Source organism: Pseudarthrobacter sulfonivorans, from assembly GCF_024391045.1.
Lineage (GTDB): Bacteria > Actinomycetota > Actinomycetes > Actinomycetales > Micrococcaceae > Arthrobacter > Arthrobacter sulfonivorans_B.
The window spans coordinates 17,332-33,518 of the sequence record NZ_JANFCZ010000012.1 but is presented as its reverse complement, the minus strand read 5'-3'; the positions used below and the strand labels follow the sequence as shown (position 1 = coordinate 33,518).

The window sequence follows — 16,187 nt, the reverse complement described above, 5'->3', positions numbered from 1 at the left end:
ATCGAACGTCGGTTAGTGCGGGAGCTCAGGCAACCGAATCGGCAACGGCGTTAACCATCGCTTCAACGTTGTTCAAGCCGTAGCCCACGATGTACCAGGCGGCGGGGTCCAGGCTGATGATCTTGTTATTTTTCGCGGCGTTGGTGGACCGGACCAGTTCGTTGTCCAGGACAGGGTTGCCGCCGGCGGCCTCGGAGCCGATGGCGGTGTCGCGGTTGATCACGTACAGCAGGTCGGGGTTGACCTGCTTGATGTATTCGAAGGACACGGATTCACCGTGGCTTCCGTCGGCCTTGACGTCGGCCGCGGTGGGCACGCCCAGGACGTCGTGGATGAGTCCGAAGCGCGAGCCCGCGCCATAGGCGGTGACCTCGCCGCCGGAGGTCAGGACGATCAGGCCCTTGCCGGCATCTGCCGCCTTAGCCTTGGTCGCGGCGATGGTGGCGTCCACGCCGGCCAGCTTGGCGTCAACTTCCCCCGTCTTGTTAAAGATGGCGCCCAGTTTCTCCGTCTGGTCCTTGAAGCTTTCCATCGGGTTCGCGGCATCGATGGACAGGTCGATGGTGGGGGCGATCTTGCTCAGCTCCTCGTACGCGCCTGCCGTGCGGCCGGAAATGATGATGAGGTCCGGTGCGCCGGCGCTGACGGCTTCGAAGTCGGGTTCCTTGAGCGAACCGATCTTCTCGTACTTGGCATCCGCGTACTTCGAGAGAGACGCCGGGTAGCCGGCCTCGGGCACCCCGGCCGGTTCGACGCCAAGTGCGTCGAGGGTGTCCAGGACGCCGAGATCGAACGTGAAGACCCTCGCCGGGTTGACCGGCACGTTGGCCGTGCTGCCCTGCGCATGGTCCACGGTGATGCTGGAGGCTGCCCCGGAAGCAGCCGTCGCGGTGGCGTTGCCGCCGCACGCAGTCACGGTCAGAAGCGCCGCTCCCGCAGCCAGTGCCCCCAGGTAGCTCGAAAGCTTGTTCTTCACGTCAATCTCCAGTCCGCTAATAACGTCACAAGTTTGTGGCCTAATGTCCCCTGACTCTATAAGTAAGGTAAGGCTAACTTCAAAACGTCAGGCCGGTTTTTGGAAATATGTGGGTGGGATCACAAAGCACGACGCCGGCACTCGGGTGAGTGCCGGCGTCGTGCTTTAGTGCCATAGGGTTCCCCGAAAACCCGCATTAACTGCGAGAGCGTTTCGAAAAGAGAGAGCGTTCCTGGGTGCGGTAGCGGGTTGGGTGGGAGGCGGCGGGCGAGGACCGCATAGGGGTCAGGCCGGGGCCTTGGCTCCCTCCGCCTGGCGCTCCTCCACCAACGTGGATACCGCCGCGAACAGCGGGTGGCCGGCCTCCAGCCCTGTGATCCGGGCTGTGGCGTCGGCGGGCGACGAGGATGCCAGGATCTCCGCGAGTTCCGTGGCCTCGGCGTCGGCGGGATCATCGAAGCGCAGGGCAGCCGCGATGGCGCCCAGCAGGGCCTCGGGCACGATCCCGCGCTCGGCCAGCTCCGCCGCCGGCCCGATAAACCGCTCGTGCCGGCTGAGTTTGCGCATCGGCGCCCGGCCCACACGGGTCACGGTATCCGGCAGGTGCGGGTTGGAGAACCGGACCAGGATCTTCTGGACGTAGGCTTCCTGTTCGTCGTTGCTGAACCCGTGCTTGGCCACCAGCAGCTGCTTGGTTTCCTCCAAAACCGCGCGCACGTCCTCGGCAACGTCCTGATCGGCCATGGCATCGGAGATCTTTTCCAGGCCGGCCTCGAACCCGAAGTAGGCCGCGGACGCATGCCCTGTGTTCACCGTGAAGAGCTTCCGCTCGATGTACGGCGAGAGGTCATCCACGAACGTGGCACCCGGAATCACCGGCGCCGCCGCCCCAAAGGCAGTCCGGTCGATGACCCACTCATAGAAGGTTTCCACCGTGACGTCGAGGCCTTGCCCGGGTTCCTGGTTGGGCACGATCCGGTCCACGGCGGTGTTGGCGAACACCGCCAGGGAATCCAGGGCCCCGGCGGCGTCGTCCCAGAGCGCTGCCACTTCGGTACGCAGGATGTCGGTGGCGTTGATGGCGTTCTCGCATGCCATGACCTGGAGCGGAGCCAGCCCGGCGTCGCGCGCGGCGATGCCCTTGGTGATGGCGGGCGCCACGAACTTCAGGATGTGCGGCCCCACGGCGGTGGTGACGATGTCCGCCGTCGCGATTTCGCCCACCAGCTCCGCTTCCTGGGTGGATGAATTCAGCGCCCGGAAATTATCCACGGTCCGGACGGTGGGGTTCTCCCCCACCTCGTTGACGTTGTAGCTGTCGGCTGCCGCCAGCTGGTCGATGAGGGCCTCCGCGACGTCCGCGAACACCAGCTCATACCCGGCCTGGTGCAGCAGCAACCCGACGAACCCGCGGCCGATGTTCCCGGCGCCAAAATGTACAGCTTTCACTATGCGTTGACCTTTCCGAACAGGTCCAGGACTTCTTCGACCGACGTCGCCGCCTCCAGCTGGGCCACCTGGGCCTTGTTGGTGAATACCTTGGCGATGGAGGACAGGATCTGCAGGTGCTCGTTGTTGATGCCGGCCACGCCCACCACGAACTTCACCTGCTTGCCGTTCCAGTCGATTCCCTCCGGGTAGCGGATGACGGATACTGCCGACTTCATGATGTGGTCCTTGGCCGCGTTGGTGCCGTGCGGGATCGCCAGGAAGCTGCCCATATACGTGGACACCGACTCTTCGCGCTCGTGCATGGCCGCGATGTATCCCTCGTCCACGGCGCCGCGGTCCAGCAGGAGCCGGCCCGCTTCGTCGATGGCGGCGTCACGTGTGGTGGCGCTGCCGGTGAGGATAACGCTGTCCGCCACGAGGATGTCCGACGGCGCCGCTTCCGTGGCGTCGGCGGGTGCGGCAGGTGCCGCATCCACGGGGGTGTCGGCAACGTGCGCGCCGTGGCCCGCCGCCGCGGCTCCGGCCGCCGCACCGGCTCCGGCTGCCACGCCCGCAGCACCCGCTCCGGCCGTATCAGCGCCGCTGCCGGCGGATTCCGGGGTGTTGCTTTCCCTGACCAGTTCCACGATTTCGTCGTACCGCGGGCTGTTCATGAAGTTGTCCACGGAGAAGTGCGCGGCACTGGCGGTTACCGGCTGGGCCCGTTCAGTGAGGTCCTGGTGCGTGACCACCACATCGTAGGTGTCGCTGAGGTTGGCGATGGCCGAGTTGGTGACCTTGACGTCCGGGAACCCGGCAGCCTTGATCTTGTTCCGCAGCACCGAGGCGCCCATGGCACTGGAGCCCATGCCGGCGTCGCACGCAAACACAATGTTCCGGATGGGACCGGCCAGCACGGCGGTTCCCACGCCGCCACCCGCGCCAGCGCCCGCAGCGGCACCGGTCAGGACTGAGGAGACGGAGCTCTTCTTGCCCTTCATGGCCTCCATCTTGGACGTGGCATCGCTGAGGTCCGTCTCATCGCTGTGCTTGGTGGTCTTCAGGATCACGGAGGCCACCAGGAAGGAAACCGTGGTGGCCAGGACCACCGCGAGGATTACCCCTACGTAGCTGTCGCGGGACGTCTGGGCGAGCACGGCGAGGATGGAGCCGGGAGCCGCCGGCGCAACAAGCCCGGAGCCGGTGATGGCCAGCGTGGCAATACCTGTCATGCCGCCGGCGATCGCGGCCAAGATGAGCAGCGGGCGCATCAGGACGTACGGGAAGTAGATCTCGTGGATGCCGCCCAGGAAGTGGATGAGCGCCGCGCCGGGAGCCGACGCCTTGGCTGCACCCCTGCCGAAGAACGTGTAGGCGAGCAGGATGCCCAGGCCCGGGCCGGGGTTGGCCTCGAGCAGGAACAGGATGGACTTGCCCTGTTCCAGCGACTGCTGGATGCCCAGCGGGGTCAGCACGCCGTGGTTGATGGCGTTGTTCAGGAACAGCACCTTGGCCGGTTCGATGAAGATGCTGGTCAGCGGCAGCAGGCCGTTATTGACCAGGAACTGCACCACATTGCCCGCACCGGTGCTGAATGTCTGGACCAGAGGAGCAATGCCGAAGAATCCAACCATGGCCAAGAAAGCGCCCCAGATGCCCGCCGAGAAGTTGTTCACCAGCATTTCGAAGCCGGGCCGGATTTTGCCGTCCCAGATCGAGTCGATCTTCTTCATGGTCCAGCCGCCGAGCGGGCCCATGATCATGGCGCCGATGAACATCGGGATGCCGGCGCCCACGATCACGCCCATGGTGCCGATGGCCCCCACCACGCCGCCGCGGACGTCATAGACCATCCGGCCGCCGGTGTAGGCGATCAGGAGCGGCAGCAGGTAGGTGATCATGGGGCCAACCAGGCCGATGTTCGGCTTTCCGTCGGTTTCGCCGAAGCCGCCCAAGCCAGGGACCGGGATCCAGCCCTTCTCGATAAAGAGGGCTGTGATGAGGCCCCAGGCGATGAATGCCCCGATGTTGGGCATGATCATTCCGGACAGGAACGTCCCGAACTTCTGGACGCCAACCCGCACGCTGGTGCGGGGTTTTGCAACTGTCTGCGTTGCCATGTGATTTCCTAACCGTCATTCCCGCTGCTGCGCAGGATGGGTCCGATATTTACGACTGTTTACGACGACGTGCTGGTGGAGATTCGGTGGAGCCATTCGAGGAACAGTTTGAGTTCCGAGCTTGAAAGCTGGTCTGAGTGCGACGCCTGGAGCGCCGCGTTCAACGCGATGGCCGCCACCACCACCGAGGACCTCCCGGAGTCTTCAGCGGGTGTTCCTGCGGCCTGCTCCGTGGACACCGCAAAGATCATGGCGTCCCGGGTCATGGTGGACAGTTCAAGGTTCCGTTCGGCGGCGGGCTCCGCGATCAGCATCAGCGTCACGCCCACGTTGGCGGCCAGGATGGACCTGGCCGCTTCGCGGGGCTGGACGTTCAACTGGCCCGCGGCCGCCGCCTTGGTCAGCATTTCCTCCAGCAGGGCCTCGGCATCGGCAACGATGGCGGGGCGGCTTTCCGGGCGGATGTTGCCGAACATCACCAGGTACAGTTCCGGCTGCTTGAGCCCGAACAGGACGTGGTTGTCCCACATCCGCCGGATATCCTCCAGCGGATATCCGGACGGGGCGAAATCCCTTTCGCCCGCAACATACTCCTCAAAACCTGCGGCGACTACGGCGTCGAAAAGACCTTCCTTGTCACCGAAGTGGTGGTACAGGGTGGGCGCCGTGACGCCTGCCAGCTGGGTGATCTGGCGGGTGGAAACGGCTGCCCCGGCGGAATTTGCCAGCAATTCTGCGGCTGCTTTAAGCAGCCGCATTTTGGGGGGAAGCTGGCCATCCAAACTCATAGCCGCTACCCTATCACCTATAGCATTGCTATATGAACTGAATCACATACAATTTTTTCAGGCACGTTTCACCCGCCGCACGCGGTTGTTGCGGCGGCCCCGGCATGGCGCCGGGACCACCCCCGGGCGCGCCTGGTTACCGGCAGAGAATGAGGACCTTCAGTGCAGACCTTCACAGGAGTAGGCGTCAGCCCCGGCCGCATCATCGGAACCATCCGGCAGATGCCCAAACCGATCAGCGAACCCCCGGCAGGCGAGCAACTGGCGGCCGGCACGTCGGCCGAGGAGGCCACTGCGGCGCTGAAGGCGGCGTCCCAGGCGGTGCATGACGAACTTAAGGCCCGCGCCGCCCACGCCACGGGTGACGGCAAGGCGGTCCTGGAAGCCACGGCACTGATGGCCAAGGACACCATGCTGATCAAGGGCGCGGCCAAACTCGTGGCCCGCGGCACCTCAAGTGAGCGCGCCATTTGGGAGTCCGGCTCCTCGGTCTCGGAAATGCTCCACAACCTCGGCGGCTACATGGCTGAACGCGCCACCGACGTCCTGGATGTCCGCGCCCGCATCGTGGCCGAGCTCCGGGGTGTGCCCGCGCCCGGCATCCCCTCCTCCAGCACGCCCTTCATTCTTGTGGCCGAGGACCTGGCCCCGGCGGACACCGCCACCCTGGACCCGAATAAGGTCCTTGCACTCGTCACCGCAGGCGGCGGTCCGCAGTCGCACACCGCCATCATCGCCCGCTCCCTGGGCCTGCCGGCGGTGGTTGCTGCGGTGGGCGTGGACGGGCTGGCGGACGGCACCGAAGTCTATGTTGACGGCGCTGCCGGCAGCGTCACGTCGGAACCGGACGATTCCTTCCGCGCAGCGGCGGAGGCCTGGGCTGCCACGGCCTCCCTGCTGTCCGCATTCACCGGAACGGGTGCGACGGCGGATGGCCACCTGGTGCCGCTGCTCGCCAATGTGGGCGGCGGCAAGGACGCCGAAGCCGCAGCGAAACTGGGAGCCCAGGGCGTGGGGCTGTTCCGCACCGAGTTCTGCTTCCTGGAGCGGGACACCGAACCCAGCGTCGAGGAACAGGCCGCTGCCTACAAGAGCGTCTTTGACGCCTTCCCGGGCAAAAAAGTGGTCCTGCGCACGCTCGATGCCGGAGCCGACAAGCCACTCCCCTTCCTCACCGACTCAACCGAGCCAAACCCGGCGCTGGGCGTCCGCGGCTACCGCACGGACTTCACCACCCCGGGTGTCCTGGACCGCCAGCTGGAAGCCATCGCGCTGGCGGAGAAGCAGTCTGAGGCGGACGTGTGGGTCATGGCACCCATGATCTCCACGGCCGAAGAGGCCGCCCGCTTCGCCTCCATGTGTGCGGACGCCGGGATCAAGACCCCCGGGGTCATGGTGGAGGTTCCGTCCGCCGCGCTCACCGCGGAAGCCATCCTTCGCGAGGTGGGTTTCGCGAGCCTGGGCACCAACGACCTCACCCAGTACGCCATGGCCGCGGACCGCCAGTTGGGCCCGCTGGCCAACCTGAACACGCCGTGGCAGCCGGCCGTCCTGCGCCTGGTGGGACTCACCGTGGAAGGCTCCCGCGCGGAAGGCAACAGCAAGCCCGTGGGGGTCTGCGGCGAGGCCGCCGCCGACCCCGCCCTCGCCGTCGTCCTGACCGGCCTGGGCGTCAACACCCTGTCCATGACCGCCAGGTCCCTCGCCGCCGTGGCGGCGGTCCTGAAGACGGTCACCCTCGCCGAAGCGCAGGAACTGGCAAAGCTGGCCCTGTCCGCGGCGAGCGCCACCGAGGCCCGCGCCTGGGTGCGGGAGAAGCTCCCCGTACTCGAAGAACTCGGGCTCTAGACAGCGCCCCGGCAGCACACCGTTGCCCAGCCACCGCCACAGCACCAACCAGGAGGAACCCATGCCCGAACGCATTGCCACCATCGCCAGCCGCTCCGGCCTGCATGCCCGCCCCGCCGCACTCTTCGCTGAGGCCGCCGGGGACGTGGGCGTGGAGGTCACCATCGCCATGCAGGGCGAGCCGGAGGATGAGGCGCTGGACGCCTCCAGCATCCTGTCCCTGATGACGCTGGGCGCGGCGAAGGGGGACGTGGTGGTGCTCCGGGCAGAGGGTGACGGCGCCGACGCGGCGCTGGATTCGCTGGTCAAGCTCCTGGAAACGGACCTCGACGCCGAATAGCCCCTAGGTTCCGGGGCGTTCCACGCTGCGGGCCCAGCCGGTGATCGCAGCAGCCGCCGGTCCCGTGGCGGTGTGCTGGAAGACGTGGCCGTGGCCCGCAATTTCAGTGAGGCTGCCTTGGGGCGCCAAAGCAGCGAGGCGCTGGCACCACTTGCGGCCCGCGACAGGATCCTTGCTGCCACGCAGGACAAGAACCGGCTGGCTGACTCCCGGAACCCGGGCCTCCACGGGGTATTCCATCATCACGGGCAGTTCGGTGAAGTACCAGCGCGGGCCTGCCCGGAAGTAGTCCGAGAAGACCACGGCATTCGCGGACAGGCTCTCGCTGAACATGGCGTCACGGGTCAGGGCCAGCGCCTGCCGCGCAACAGACCGGCGCCGGGGGTCCACCACCGGGCCCATCAACACCACCCCGTCCACGACGTCCGGTTCCTGCAGTGCGAGTTCAACCGCATGCTGGGTGCCCATCGAATGCCCCACCACCACGCAGGACCTCACCCCCGCCTCGGCCAATGCGGCGCTGACAAAGGCCGCATACTCACCCACCGGAACCTGACGCCGGGGCCTGGGCGCGTCCCCAAACCCGGGCAGGTCGAAGGAGTAGACGTCAGAGTCCGCGGCCAGCTCGCGGTGCAGCCTGGCCAGGTAGCGGTGGGAGACTCCGATGCCATGCAGCAGGACAAAGGTCCGGCGCGGGGCCGGGACTCCGGCTTCCGGTGCCGCAACTCCGGCGGCGGCCTGGGCCCTGGGGTCGGGTGCTGGGGCAGCGCCGGCCGCTGGCGCTACGGAGGCGTAAATCCGGCCGATCAGGCCCCCGGCTTTAATATCCCGGCCATCGCTGAGTTTCACCCAGCGAGCATACAGCCGTCCCACACCCGTGCAGGTTAGGCTTCTGGCATGGTACTGATAGCTCCCCGGATGACGGCCGGCCTGCCGGCGGAGGACGCAGGCAAACTGCGGCAGGCCCTCGATGGGGGCCACGACATCACGGTCTTCGTCGACGGCACGGTCCACCGCCTGACACCCGAGGCGAGGGACGCCGTCGTCGATCTCCTCAGCCGGTTCGGCCGCGGCGAAGCGGTGACCGTCAGCAGCGTGGAGGAAATGCTCACCACCTCCCAGGCCGCCGAACTCGCCGGAATTTCGCACACGTATTTGCGCAACATGACCGACCGCGGCGAGATTCCGGTGGAATACCGCGGCACGCACCGCCGGATCCGGCTGGCCGCCATCATGGCCTGGCTCGAGCAGCAAAAGAAGAACGAGCAGGTCAAGCCGGCCGCGGAAACCAGCTAGATCCGCGGCCGCGCCGCCCACCGGCGCATCTTCAGCGCGGCGTGGAGTTCCAGCCGGGGCATGCCCTTGAGGGGGTCGACGCCGAGAAGCTGACGGATGCGGCCCAGCCGGTTGTAGACACTGCTGCGGTGGAGGTGGAGTTTTGTGGCCACATCCTGGATGGAACCGTCGTTGTCGTAGATCAGTTCCAGGACGGGCAGGAGTTCGTTGTTCCTGTCGTGGTCCTCCAGCATGCGGACGTAGACCGATCCGGTGTCCGTCCACGCGCCCGCTCCGCCGCTGGCTGAGGCCAGCAACTGGTAAACGCCCGTGGCCCGGCAGTCCACGAGTTCGCCGAGTTGGGGATCGACGGCGGCCGCCTGTGCCGCCTGCCGGGACTGCCGGTAGGCCTCGGCCAGCTGGCGCGGCCGGGCGAAACCCTCGCTGATGCCCAGGATGATCCGGTGCACCGGCCGGCCGGAACGTTTGGCCAGTTCGAGCTGATAGTGGACCAGGACCTGGGCATGGTTGGCGCGTCCCACGGACTCGGTGAACAGCACCACGGAGTGGGTTTCCGTGCCCGCGCTGAAGAGGGCCATGTCCACGCCCACCGTGGCCTGGAGGGCGGCGGCCCGGTGGATCAGCGTGGAGGCAATGGGGTCCGGGCCGCCGGCCCACCCATCGGCGTCGAGCACCGTGACCATCTGCCAGGGGCCCTTGCCCTGGATTTCCTTCCAGCCTGCCACGGCGGCCACCGCGTTGGCTTCCCCGGCGCAGGCCGCCAGGAACTCGCGTTCCCGGCTGCGCCGGAATTCGGACTCTGCCGTATTGGAATCCAGCAGCAGGCCCGAAAGGAGCTCGATCTCCCGGGCGACCTCGGGCAGCTGGGAGAGGATCACCGCCGGATTCTCCTCCGCCGAGTCCTGCTGCACCCAGAGGTACCCCACGCGGAACCCGCGCACCATCAGCGGAACACACACCCGGCCCAGCATGCCCAGGTCGGCGTTGGCCGGGATCACCACCGGGCGGACCGCCGTCGCGATGCCGTGGGACAGCTGCCAGGCGCCGACGTCTGCGGGCACCCTCTTACTCAACAGGAAGTTCACCCGGACCTGGTCCGCATGCGACTGGTTGGAGCTGTAGGCGAGCAGCAGGCCGTCCAGGTCCTCCAGTGAAAGTCCGCGCCCAAGCTTTTGGGCCACCTGCTCCACGAGCTCTTCAACATCCTGCTGCATGGGCTAACACTACTGCCCCGCAGGTTCTCCGTGCGAACGGACATGAGGCGACACCTGACGCCCTCAGGCTCAACATTTGTCGACCCGTGAAAACAAAAAATCCCGGAATGGCGCGGGCGAAGCCGAGCCCGGGTGCCGGGACGGGTGTCACCTGAATCACAGCCGGATTTATTCTGGAATCACAACCTTCCCCGCAATTTCAGGCCTATCCGGCCCGAGAATATGGAGCCCAAAAATGATCATCGGTGTCCCCAAAGAGATCAAAAACAACGAATTCCGCGTCGCCATCACGGCCGCAGGTGTTCACGAGTTCCGCACGAACGGCCATACTGTCCTGGTTGAGCGCGGGGCCGGCCTGGGCTCAGGGATCACCGATGAGGAATACGCGATCGCCGGGGCAGAGATCGTGGCCGACGCCGACGATGTCTGGTCCCGCGCCGACATGGTCATGAAGGTCAAGGAGCCCATCAAGGCCGAGTACCACCGCTTCCGCAAGGGCCTGATCCTCTTCACCTACCTGCACCTCGCCGCCGAGCCCGAGCTCACCCAGGAGCTCATCAACTCCGGCGTCACCGCCATCGCCTACGAGACCGTCCAGGAAGGCCGCGCGCTGCCGCTGCTGGCCCCCATGTCCGAAGTGGCAGGACGGCTCTCCGTGCAGGTCGGCGCCACCTCCCTCATGTCACCGGCCGGCGGCAAGGGTGTTCTGCTCGGCGGAGTTCCGGGTGTCCGCCCCGCCAAGGTGGTTGTCCTGGGCGCCGGCGTCGCCGGCACCAACGCCGCGGCCATGGCCTTGGGCCTGGGCGCGGATGTGACCATCCTGGACATCAACATCAACCGCCTCCGCGAACTCGACGCCCAGTACGCCGGCCGCCTCAAGACCGTGGCCTCGAACAAGTACGAGGTCGAAAAGTCAGTGGTGGACGCGGACCTGGTGATCGGTTCCGTCCTGATCCCCGGCGCCAAGGCCCCCAAGCTGGTCAGCAACGAGCTTGTCTCCCGGATGAAGCCCGGCTCCGTGCTGGTGGACATCGCCGTGGACCAGGGCGGCTGCTTCGAAGACACCCACCCCACCACGCACCAGGAACCCACATACAAGGTGCACAACACCATCTTCTACTGCGTGGCCAACATGCCCGGTGCCGTGCCCAACACCTCAACGTACGCGCTGACCAACGTCACCCTCCGGTACGCCGTGGCACTGGCAAACCTCGGTGTCCGGGCCGCCTTCGACCGCGATCCAGCCCTCGCAGCCGGCCTCAACATCGCCGGCGGCCACGTGGCACACCACTCCGTCTCCGAGGCCCACAACCTGCCCCTCGTCGCGGACTGGCACGAACTGGTTTCGGCCTAATAACCACACCATCGATTGCTCCGTAACGGTCCTTTTGGGGGCCCAAAAGGACCGTTGTGGAGCAATCGATGTAATAAAGAAGCGTACGACGACGGGTCCCCGGTTTGTGGGCGAAACCGGGGACCCGTCGTCGTGCTTTAGTTAATTCCAGACAGCCTCGCTAGCCTCGCTAGCCGCCGATCGCCCGGAGGGCGTTCAGCGCACCGTGGCCGCTGAAATTGTTGTAGCCCGCGCCGCCCTTGCAGAACTGCGCCGCTCCGTTATTGGTGGAGGGGAACGGCGCATAGAAAGACATGTCTGCGGGGCACGGCGTGGCGTCCGCCGAACCGGTGATCCGGACCGCGACAGCCCCGGGGTTAGTCACGCCGGTGCTGGCCACGAGAGCTGCAACGCCGGCGACATGGGGCGAGGCCATCGAGGTGCCCTGGAGGTAGCAATACGTGGCAGCTCCGTCAACGACCTTCCGGAGGCAGTTATTCATGAGGCTCGCCGGGTAGGTGGAAAGCACCCGACCATTAACAGCGGCTGCGGTCAGCTGGCGCGAATCTCCGCCCGGAGCCATCACATCCGCACTTGCCGCACCGTAGCTCGAGTAGAACGACTTGAAGCCCTTATTGCCGCTCGCCGTCACGCCGATGACGCCGGGCACTTCCGTGGGGACCACGGCGCAGGCGTTGCTGATCTCGCGCGCGACCGGCGTGCTGTCATCCGGGCTGGTGACATCCTGGCTGGGATGCGCGAGGTCATCGGATTCGTTGCCCTCGGCCGCCACCACCGTGGTGCCGCGCTGCTGGGCGAACTTGATCGCACGGCGTTCAGCCTCCCAGATGACCCGCTGAACGGGGTCGTTCTTGCAGTTGAAGAGCCACGGGTCCGCGAAGTAGCTGTTGTTGGTCACCTGGATGCCCTGGGTACCCGCCCATATGAAGGAGCACACCACAGCTTCGGGGAAGAAGAAACCGTCAGCGTTGCCGGCCTTGATTCCGGCAATCTTCACGTTGGGGGCAACACCCACCATCCCGATGCCGTTCTTGGCTGCGGCAATGGTTCCTGCCGTGTGGGTTCCGTGGCCGTTGTCATCCATCCATGCTGCGGGGATTGTATTCGGCACGCCGCCCACGCAGGAGACGCTCTTGGAGAAGTCAACGTTCGGGGCGAGGTCCGGGTGGGTGTAATCCAGACCCGTGTCAATATCACCGACCACCACCGAGGCGCTGCCGCCGTTGATGGCACGGGCGGCCGGCGCCTGGATCTGGTCCATGTCCCACTGGAGCCCGGAAAGGTTGTCATTACCGGGAGCCGGCGTGCCGGGATCGACGGCGGCTTCCGCCACACCGGTGCTCTGATCCTTGAGTGCCACGCCAAAGCTGGCGGTGGAAGCGGCACCCTGGACTGCAGCGTCCGCCCCGCGCAGGGCGGCGTCAAAGCCGGCACGGTCCGACTTCACAATCGCCACGCCGATCTGCGGATAGGCCTGGACGACGCTGCCGCCGGCATTTTGCACCGCCGCGAGGGATTTATCTCCCACCCCGTTGCCCTTGTACAGCACAATGTAGGTCTGCATGCCGCCCTGCGCCGTTGTCAGGTTTGCGGCCTGCGCTGCCTGCCCGTCGGCCGAGACCGCCGCGGGCGCCGTGGCTGCGGACAGGCCAATGGCGAGTGCCAAAGCCCCTGCCGACGCCACGATTTTGGTGAATCCTTGCATGGTCTAGCTCCATTTCTGCCAGCAGCGCATGCGGTAGCTGCCTCAACTGGCAAGAGTCCTGGTTCACGATCCTGAGGGCTGTTGCCCGGATCCTTGCGGGTACCCCGCCCAGCTGTGAGGTAACACCCGCAACACCAGACCCTAGTGACTCACCTCACACAAATTCAAGAGGGTGTGGATGCCGCCTCGCGGGCTGACTCGATAATTCCCAACACCGCCACCGCGTCTTCCGGCTTCACCGGGAGGGGCAGCGCGGAGGACGTGCCGCCGCCGAGGATCTTGTCTCCGAGGATCCGGTAGAACTCGGGGTAGGCGCCACGCTCGGTGGGCAGGGAGTCCAGGTGGCCGTCACGGCCCAGCGATCCTGCCCACTCGGGCGCCTCCACACCGTATTCGGCGTCCAGCGGGCCGCCGCCGGCAGCGATGTAGGGCTCCTGGGGGTCCACGCCGTGCTTGGTGAACGCCCCCGTGGAGCCGAGGACGCGGTAACGCGGGCCCTGCTGGGCACAGAGCAGGTTCATGGTCAGGTGGCTGAGGACGCCCGAATCGTGCCGCAGGACCACAAACGCGTCGTCGTCGGCTTTCTCCTGGGGGCGGCGGATCCGGAGCTCGGCGTGGATCACCGCGGCCGGCCCGAACAGCTGGAGGGCCTGATCGATCAGGTGCGTGCCGAGGTCGAACAGCACTCCGCCCCCGTCGGCAACCGTGGCACTGGCCTTCCACGCCTTGGAAATCTCCGGTGTCCAGCGCTCAAAACTGGACTCGAAACGTGCCACCTCGCCCAATGCCTCCCCGGCCAGGAGCTTGCGGACGGTCAGGAAGTCCCCGTCCCAGCGCCGGTTGTGGAATACCGTGAGCACCCGGCCCAGCTCCCCGGCCAGGGCGACCAGTTCCTGGCCCTGGGCGCTGCTGACGGCGAACGGCTTGTCCACCACAACGTCCAGGCCCGCCTCCAACGCCGCCTTGGCCAGCGGAAAATGGGTGGCGGGCGGCGTCCCCAGCACCACAAGGTCAAGGTCGGCAGCGAGCTCCAGGACGGCACCGCCGTCGCGCACTGTTTTGACGCCCGGGTACCGCTGCACCGCCGCAGCCTGCCGGCCGGCGTCGGACGTTGCAATGACGTTCAGCGAGTAGCGCGCATCCGCCGCGATCATGGGCGCGTGGAAGACGCTCCCCGAGAGGCCGTAGCCGACGACGGCAGTCCGGATGGTGCGATGGGGTTCAGTCGAGGTCATACGAAAACCGTACCCCCGGACGCTCTCTCAGTTGATGTGCCTTAAAACCAAACGCTCTCCCACTTCCAGCGCGTGGTGGGGCCGGAAGTGAGAGAGCGATGGGAAGAATCCCGCATCAAGTGAGAGAGCGTTACTTCTTCTGCCAGCCCAGGGTGCTCCAGTCCGGAACCTGGGACAGGCTCTGGAACAGGGACGGGCCGTAGTTGGCCAGGCCGGTGCGGACGAAGGAGATCTGCGGGCCGTTCATCACAACACCCATGGAGAAGTACTTCGCCATGTGCTCCTTCTCGACGTCCATTGCTGCCTTGTTGCGGGCGGCGTTGTCCTCGATGGAGGCCAGATCGGCGATCTTCTTGTCCAGCTCCGCGTCCCCGAGTTTGTTCTCGTTGGTCTTGGAGTCGTAGTACTGCTTGACGGCGTCCGTGGCGTCCGGACCAACGGTGTAACCCGAGATGCTCATGTCGAACTCGCGGGAGCCCAGGACTTTACCGAAGTCAGCGGAGGCGCGCTGGTCGATTCCCACGTCCATGCCGCCGGCCTTGAGCTGGTTCTGGAGGGTCTGTGCGAACGCCAGGGTGGTGAGGTCGTCGCCGAAGTTGCTGATCTTGAAGGCCGCGGGCTTGCCGTCCTTCTCCATGATGCCGCTCGCGTTCGCGGTGTAGCCGGCGTCGGTGAGGACCTTCTTGGCGGCGTCCGGGCCGGTTTCCTTGACGGGGTAGTTGTCCTGGTAGTACTCGGAGAAGGGCAGCAGCATCATGGAACCGGAGCTGGGCTCATCCCAGTTCAGGCCGTTGAAGCGCACCTTGCGGAGGGCCTCACGGTCGACGGCGGCGAAGATCGCCTTGCGGACGGCCACATCCGTGATCCGCTGCGCGTTCAGGTTCATGCCGCCGGCGAAGAGCCGCTGGCCGCGGCGGACGTCTGAGTCCTTGGTGCCGTCCAGCTGCTTGTACAGGGAGATGGTGTTGGCGGACATGGCGTCGATCTCACCGTTTTTGAAAGCGGCGATCTGGGCGCTGGTCTCGAGCTGGCGGAACACCACTTTGTCGAGGACCGGCTTGGTGCCCCACCACTTGTCGTTGGGAACGAGGCTCACGGTCTTGGCGGCGGTGTCGTACTGCTCCACCTTGAAGGGGCCGGCCATCCACTCCGGATGCATTTCACCCACAAAACCTTCGTTGAAGACCGCCGGGCTGTTCACGGCCGGGTGAATGAGGCCGAAGAAGAGCGCATCCAGCGGGTATACCGGCTGCTTGAGCTTGACGATGACTTCCTTGGGGCTGCTGCCCGCTTCGACGGACTCAACAAATTCGTAGGCGCCGGAGCTGACGATGTCGTAGCCGGCATCCGGGCTCTTCAGGATGTTCCAGGTGTTCTGGAAGGCCTTGACATCAATCGGGGTGCCGTCATTAAAGGCGGCCTTGTCATTGACTTTGATGGTGATGGTCTGCTTGCCGTCCACCATCTTGCTGTCCACGGACTCACAGAAGTCCTTGTTGGGCGTGGCCTTGCCCAGGAAGTCCAGCTTCCAGCAGCCGCCGATGCCGCCGCCCGTCACCGCCACGGGGTTGATTGCCGCCATCAACGCGGAGTTGTCCGAGTTGTTGCCGTTGTTGGAGAAGCCGTTGAAGTCCGGCCCAATGCTGCCCAGCGGCAGGGTGACCTTGCCGCCCTGCTCAAGATCCGCGGCTGGCTTTTCGTTGATGCTGATGAGCTTGGACAGATCGCTGCCCGCTCCCTGCCCCTTGGCCGTTTCCGGGCCGCCGGGTGTTCCCCCGCCGCCGCAGGCAGTCAGCGTCAGGGCTGCGGCTATGGCCGCGGCTCCGCCGATCTTGGTCAGTTTCCTCATTGTTTTCCCTTCATAGGTGCGGGTGGTGCTT

The 16,187-nt window shown here is 65.9% G+C and carries 13 protein-coding genes; 4 read left to right on the top strand and 9 right to left on the bottom strand.

Annotated elements, in window-relative coordinates:
* Window positions 1–25: 25 nt before the first annotated feature.
* From NQJ30_RS09825 to NQJ30_RS09810, 4 genes are all read right to left on the bottom strand, one after another.
* Window positions 26–976 (bottom strand): siderophore ABC transporter substrate-binding protein, encoded by a 951-nt coding sequence (locus tag NQJ30_RS09825; protein ID WP_255769736.1) that lies wholly within the window; start codon window positions 974–976, stop codon window positions 26–28.
* Between the two features lie 285 nt (window positions 977–1,261).
* Complete coding sequence (locus tag NQJ30_RS09820; protein ID WP_255769735.1) at window positions 1,262–2,425, bottom strand: mannitol-1-phosphate 5-dehydrogenase; 1,164 nt, start codon at window positions 2,423–2,425, stop codon at window positions 1,262–1,264.
* Window positions 2,425–4,527 carry a PTS mannitol transporter subunit IICBA gene (locus tag NQJ30_RS09815; protein ID WP_255769734.1) on the bottom strand — a complete coding sequence of 701 codons (2,103 nt, stop codon included), beginning with the start codon at window positions 4,525–4,527 and terminating at the stop codon, window positions 2,425–2,427. Before NQJ30_RS09815 ends, NQJ30_RS09820 begins: the two co-directional genes overlap by 1 nt.
* A gap of 59 nt (window positions 4,528–4,586) precedes the next feature.
* Window positions 4,587–5,315, bottom strand: coding sequence for a TetR/AcrR family transcriptional regulator (locus NQJ30_RS09810; RefSeq protein ID WP_255769733.1), 729 nt, complete (start codon window positions 5,313–5,315; stop codon window positions 4,587–4,589).
* Between the two features lie 162 nt (window positions 5,316–5,477).
* Here NQJ30_RS09810 and ptsP point away from each other — a divergent pair, with 162 nt between their 5' ends.
* Both ptsP and NQJ30_RS09800 read left to right on the top strand, forming a co-directional pair.
* On the top strand, window positions 5,478–7,163 hold the full coding sequence (gene ptsP, locus NQJ30_RS09805; protein ID WP_255769732.1) for a phosphoenolpyruvate--protein phosphotransferase: 1,686 nt from the start codon (window positions 5,478–5,480) through the stop codon (window positions 7,161–7,163).
* A 61-nt stretch (window positions 7,164–7,224) separates the two neighbouring features.
* Window positions 7,225–7,503, top strand: coding sequence for an HPr family phosphocarrier protein (locus NQJ30_RS09800; protein ID WP_255769731.1), 279 nt, complete (start codon window positions 7,225–7,227; stop codon window positions 7,501–7,503).
* Window positions 7,504–7,506: 3 nt separating this feature from the next.
* On the opposite strand, the gene NQJ30_RS09795 is transcribed toward NQJ30_RS09800, so the two are convergent.
* Window positions 7,507–8,352 (bottom strand): alpha/beta fold hydrolase, encoded by an 846-nt coding sequence (locus NQJ30_RS09795; RefSeq protein ID WP_255769730.1) that lies wholly within the window; start codon window positions 8,350–8,352, stop codon window positions 7,507–7,509.
* 48 nt (window positions 8,353–8,400) lie between these two features.
* On the opposite strand from NQJ30_RS09795, the gene NQJ30_RS09790 reads away from it, so the two are divergent.
* Window positions 8,401–8,799 carry a helix-turn-helix domain-containing protein gene (locus NQJ30_RS09790; protein ID WP_255769729.1) on the top strand — a complete coding sequence of 133 codons (399 nt, stop codon included), beginning with the start codon at window positions 8,401–8,403 and terminating at the stop codon, window positions 8,797–8,799.
* Here the strand turns inward: NQJ30_RS09790 and NQJ30_RS09785 are convergent.
* Complete coding sequence (locus NQJ30_RS09785; protein ID WP_255769728.1) at window positions 8,796–10,013, bottom strand: PucR family transcriptional regulator; 1,218 nt, start codon at window positions 10,011–10,013, stop codon at window positions 8,796–8,798. The two genes, NQJ30_RS09790 and NQJ30_RS09785, sit on opposite strands and share 4 nt — an antisense overlap.
* A 235-nt stretch (window positions 10,014–10,248) precedes the next feature.
* Between NQJ30_RS09785 and ald the strand changes: the two genes are divergently transcribed.
* A complete protein-coding gene (gene ald / locus NQJ30_RS09780) occupies window positions 10,249–11,367 on the top strand; it encodes an alanine dehydrogenase (protein WP_255769727.1) in 1,119 nt (372 codons plus the stop codon).
* A gap of 169 nt (window positions 11,368–11,536) precedes the next feature.
* Here the strand turns inward: ald and NQJ30_RS09775 are convergent, their stop codons facing one another.
* From NQJ30_RS09775 to NQJ30_RS09765, 3 genes are all read right to left on the bottom strand, one after another.
* Complete coding sequence (locus NQJ30_RS09775) at window positions 11,537–13,072, bottom strand: S8 family serine peptidase (protein WP_255769726.1); 1,536 nt, start codon at window positions 13,070–13,072, stop codon at window positions 11,537–11,539.
* 164 nt (window positions 13,073–13,236) lie between these two features.
* Window positions 13,237–14,307 (bottom strand): Gfo/Idh/MocA family protein, encoded by a 1,071-nt coding sequence (locus NQJ30_RS09770; protein WP_255769725.1) that lies wholly within the window; start codon window positions 14,305–14,307, stop codon window positions 13,237–13,239.
* Between the two features lie 130 nt (window positions 14,308–14,437).
* Window positions 14,438–16,156 carry an ABC transporter family substrate-binding protein gene (locus tag NQJ30_RS09765; protein WP_255769724.1) on the bottom strand — a complete coding sequence of 573 codons (1,719 nt, stop codon included), beginning with the start codon at window positions 16,154–16,156 and terminating at the stop codon, window positions 14,438–14,440.
* Between the last annotated feature and the right edge of the window lie 31 nt (window positions 16,157–16,187).

What these genes read in the sequence shown, in the direction of transcription:
- NQJ30_RS09815 (WP_255769734.1), bottom strand. Translation starts at nt 4,527, where the DNA reads ATGGCAACGCAGACAGTTGCAAAACCCCGCACCAGCGTGCGGGTTGGC.
- NQJ30_RS09810 (WP_255769733.1), bottom strand. Translation starts at nt 5,315, where the DNA reads ATGAGTTTGGATGGCCAGCTTCCCCCCAAAATGCGGCTGCTTAAAGCA.
- NQJ30_RS09800 (WP_255769731.1), top strand. Translation starts at nt 7,225, where the DNA reads ATGCCCGAACGCATTGCCACCATCGCCAGCCGCTCCGGCCTGCATGCC.
- NQJ30_RS09790 (WP_255769729.1), top strand. Translation starts at nt 8,401, where the DNA reads ATGGTACTGATAGCTCCCCGGATGACGGCCGGCCTGCCGGCGGAGGAC.
- NQJ30_RS09785 (WP_255769728.1), bottom strand. Translation starts at nt 10,013, where the DNA reads ATGCAGCAGGATGTTGAAGAGCTCGTGGAGCAGGTGGCCCAAAAGCTT.
- ald (WP_255769727.1), top strand. Translation starts at nt 10,249, where the DNA reads ATGATCATCGGTGTCCCCAAAGAGATCAAAAACAACGAATTCCGCGTC.
- NQJ30_RS09775 (WP_255769726.1), bottom strand. Translation starts at nt 13,072, where the DNA reads ATGCAAGGATTCACCAAAATCGTGGCGTCGGCAGGGGCTTTGGCACTC.
- NQJ30_RS09770 (WP_255769725.1), bottom strand. Translation starts at nt 14,307, where the DNA reads ATGACCTCGACTGAACCCCATCGCACCATCCGGACTGCCGTCGTCGGC.
- NQJ30_RS09765 (WP_255769724.1), bottom strand. Translation starts at nt 16,156, where the DNA reads ATGAGGAAACTGACCAAGATCGGCGGAGCCGCGGCCATAGCCGCAGCC.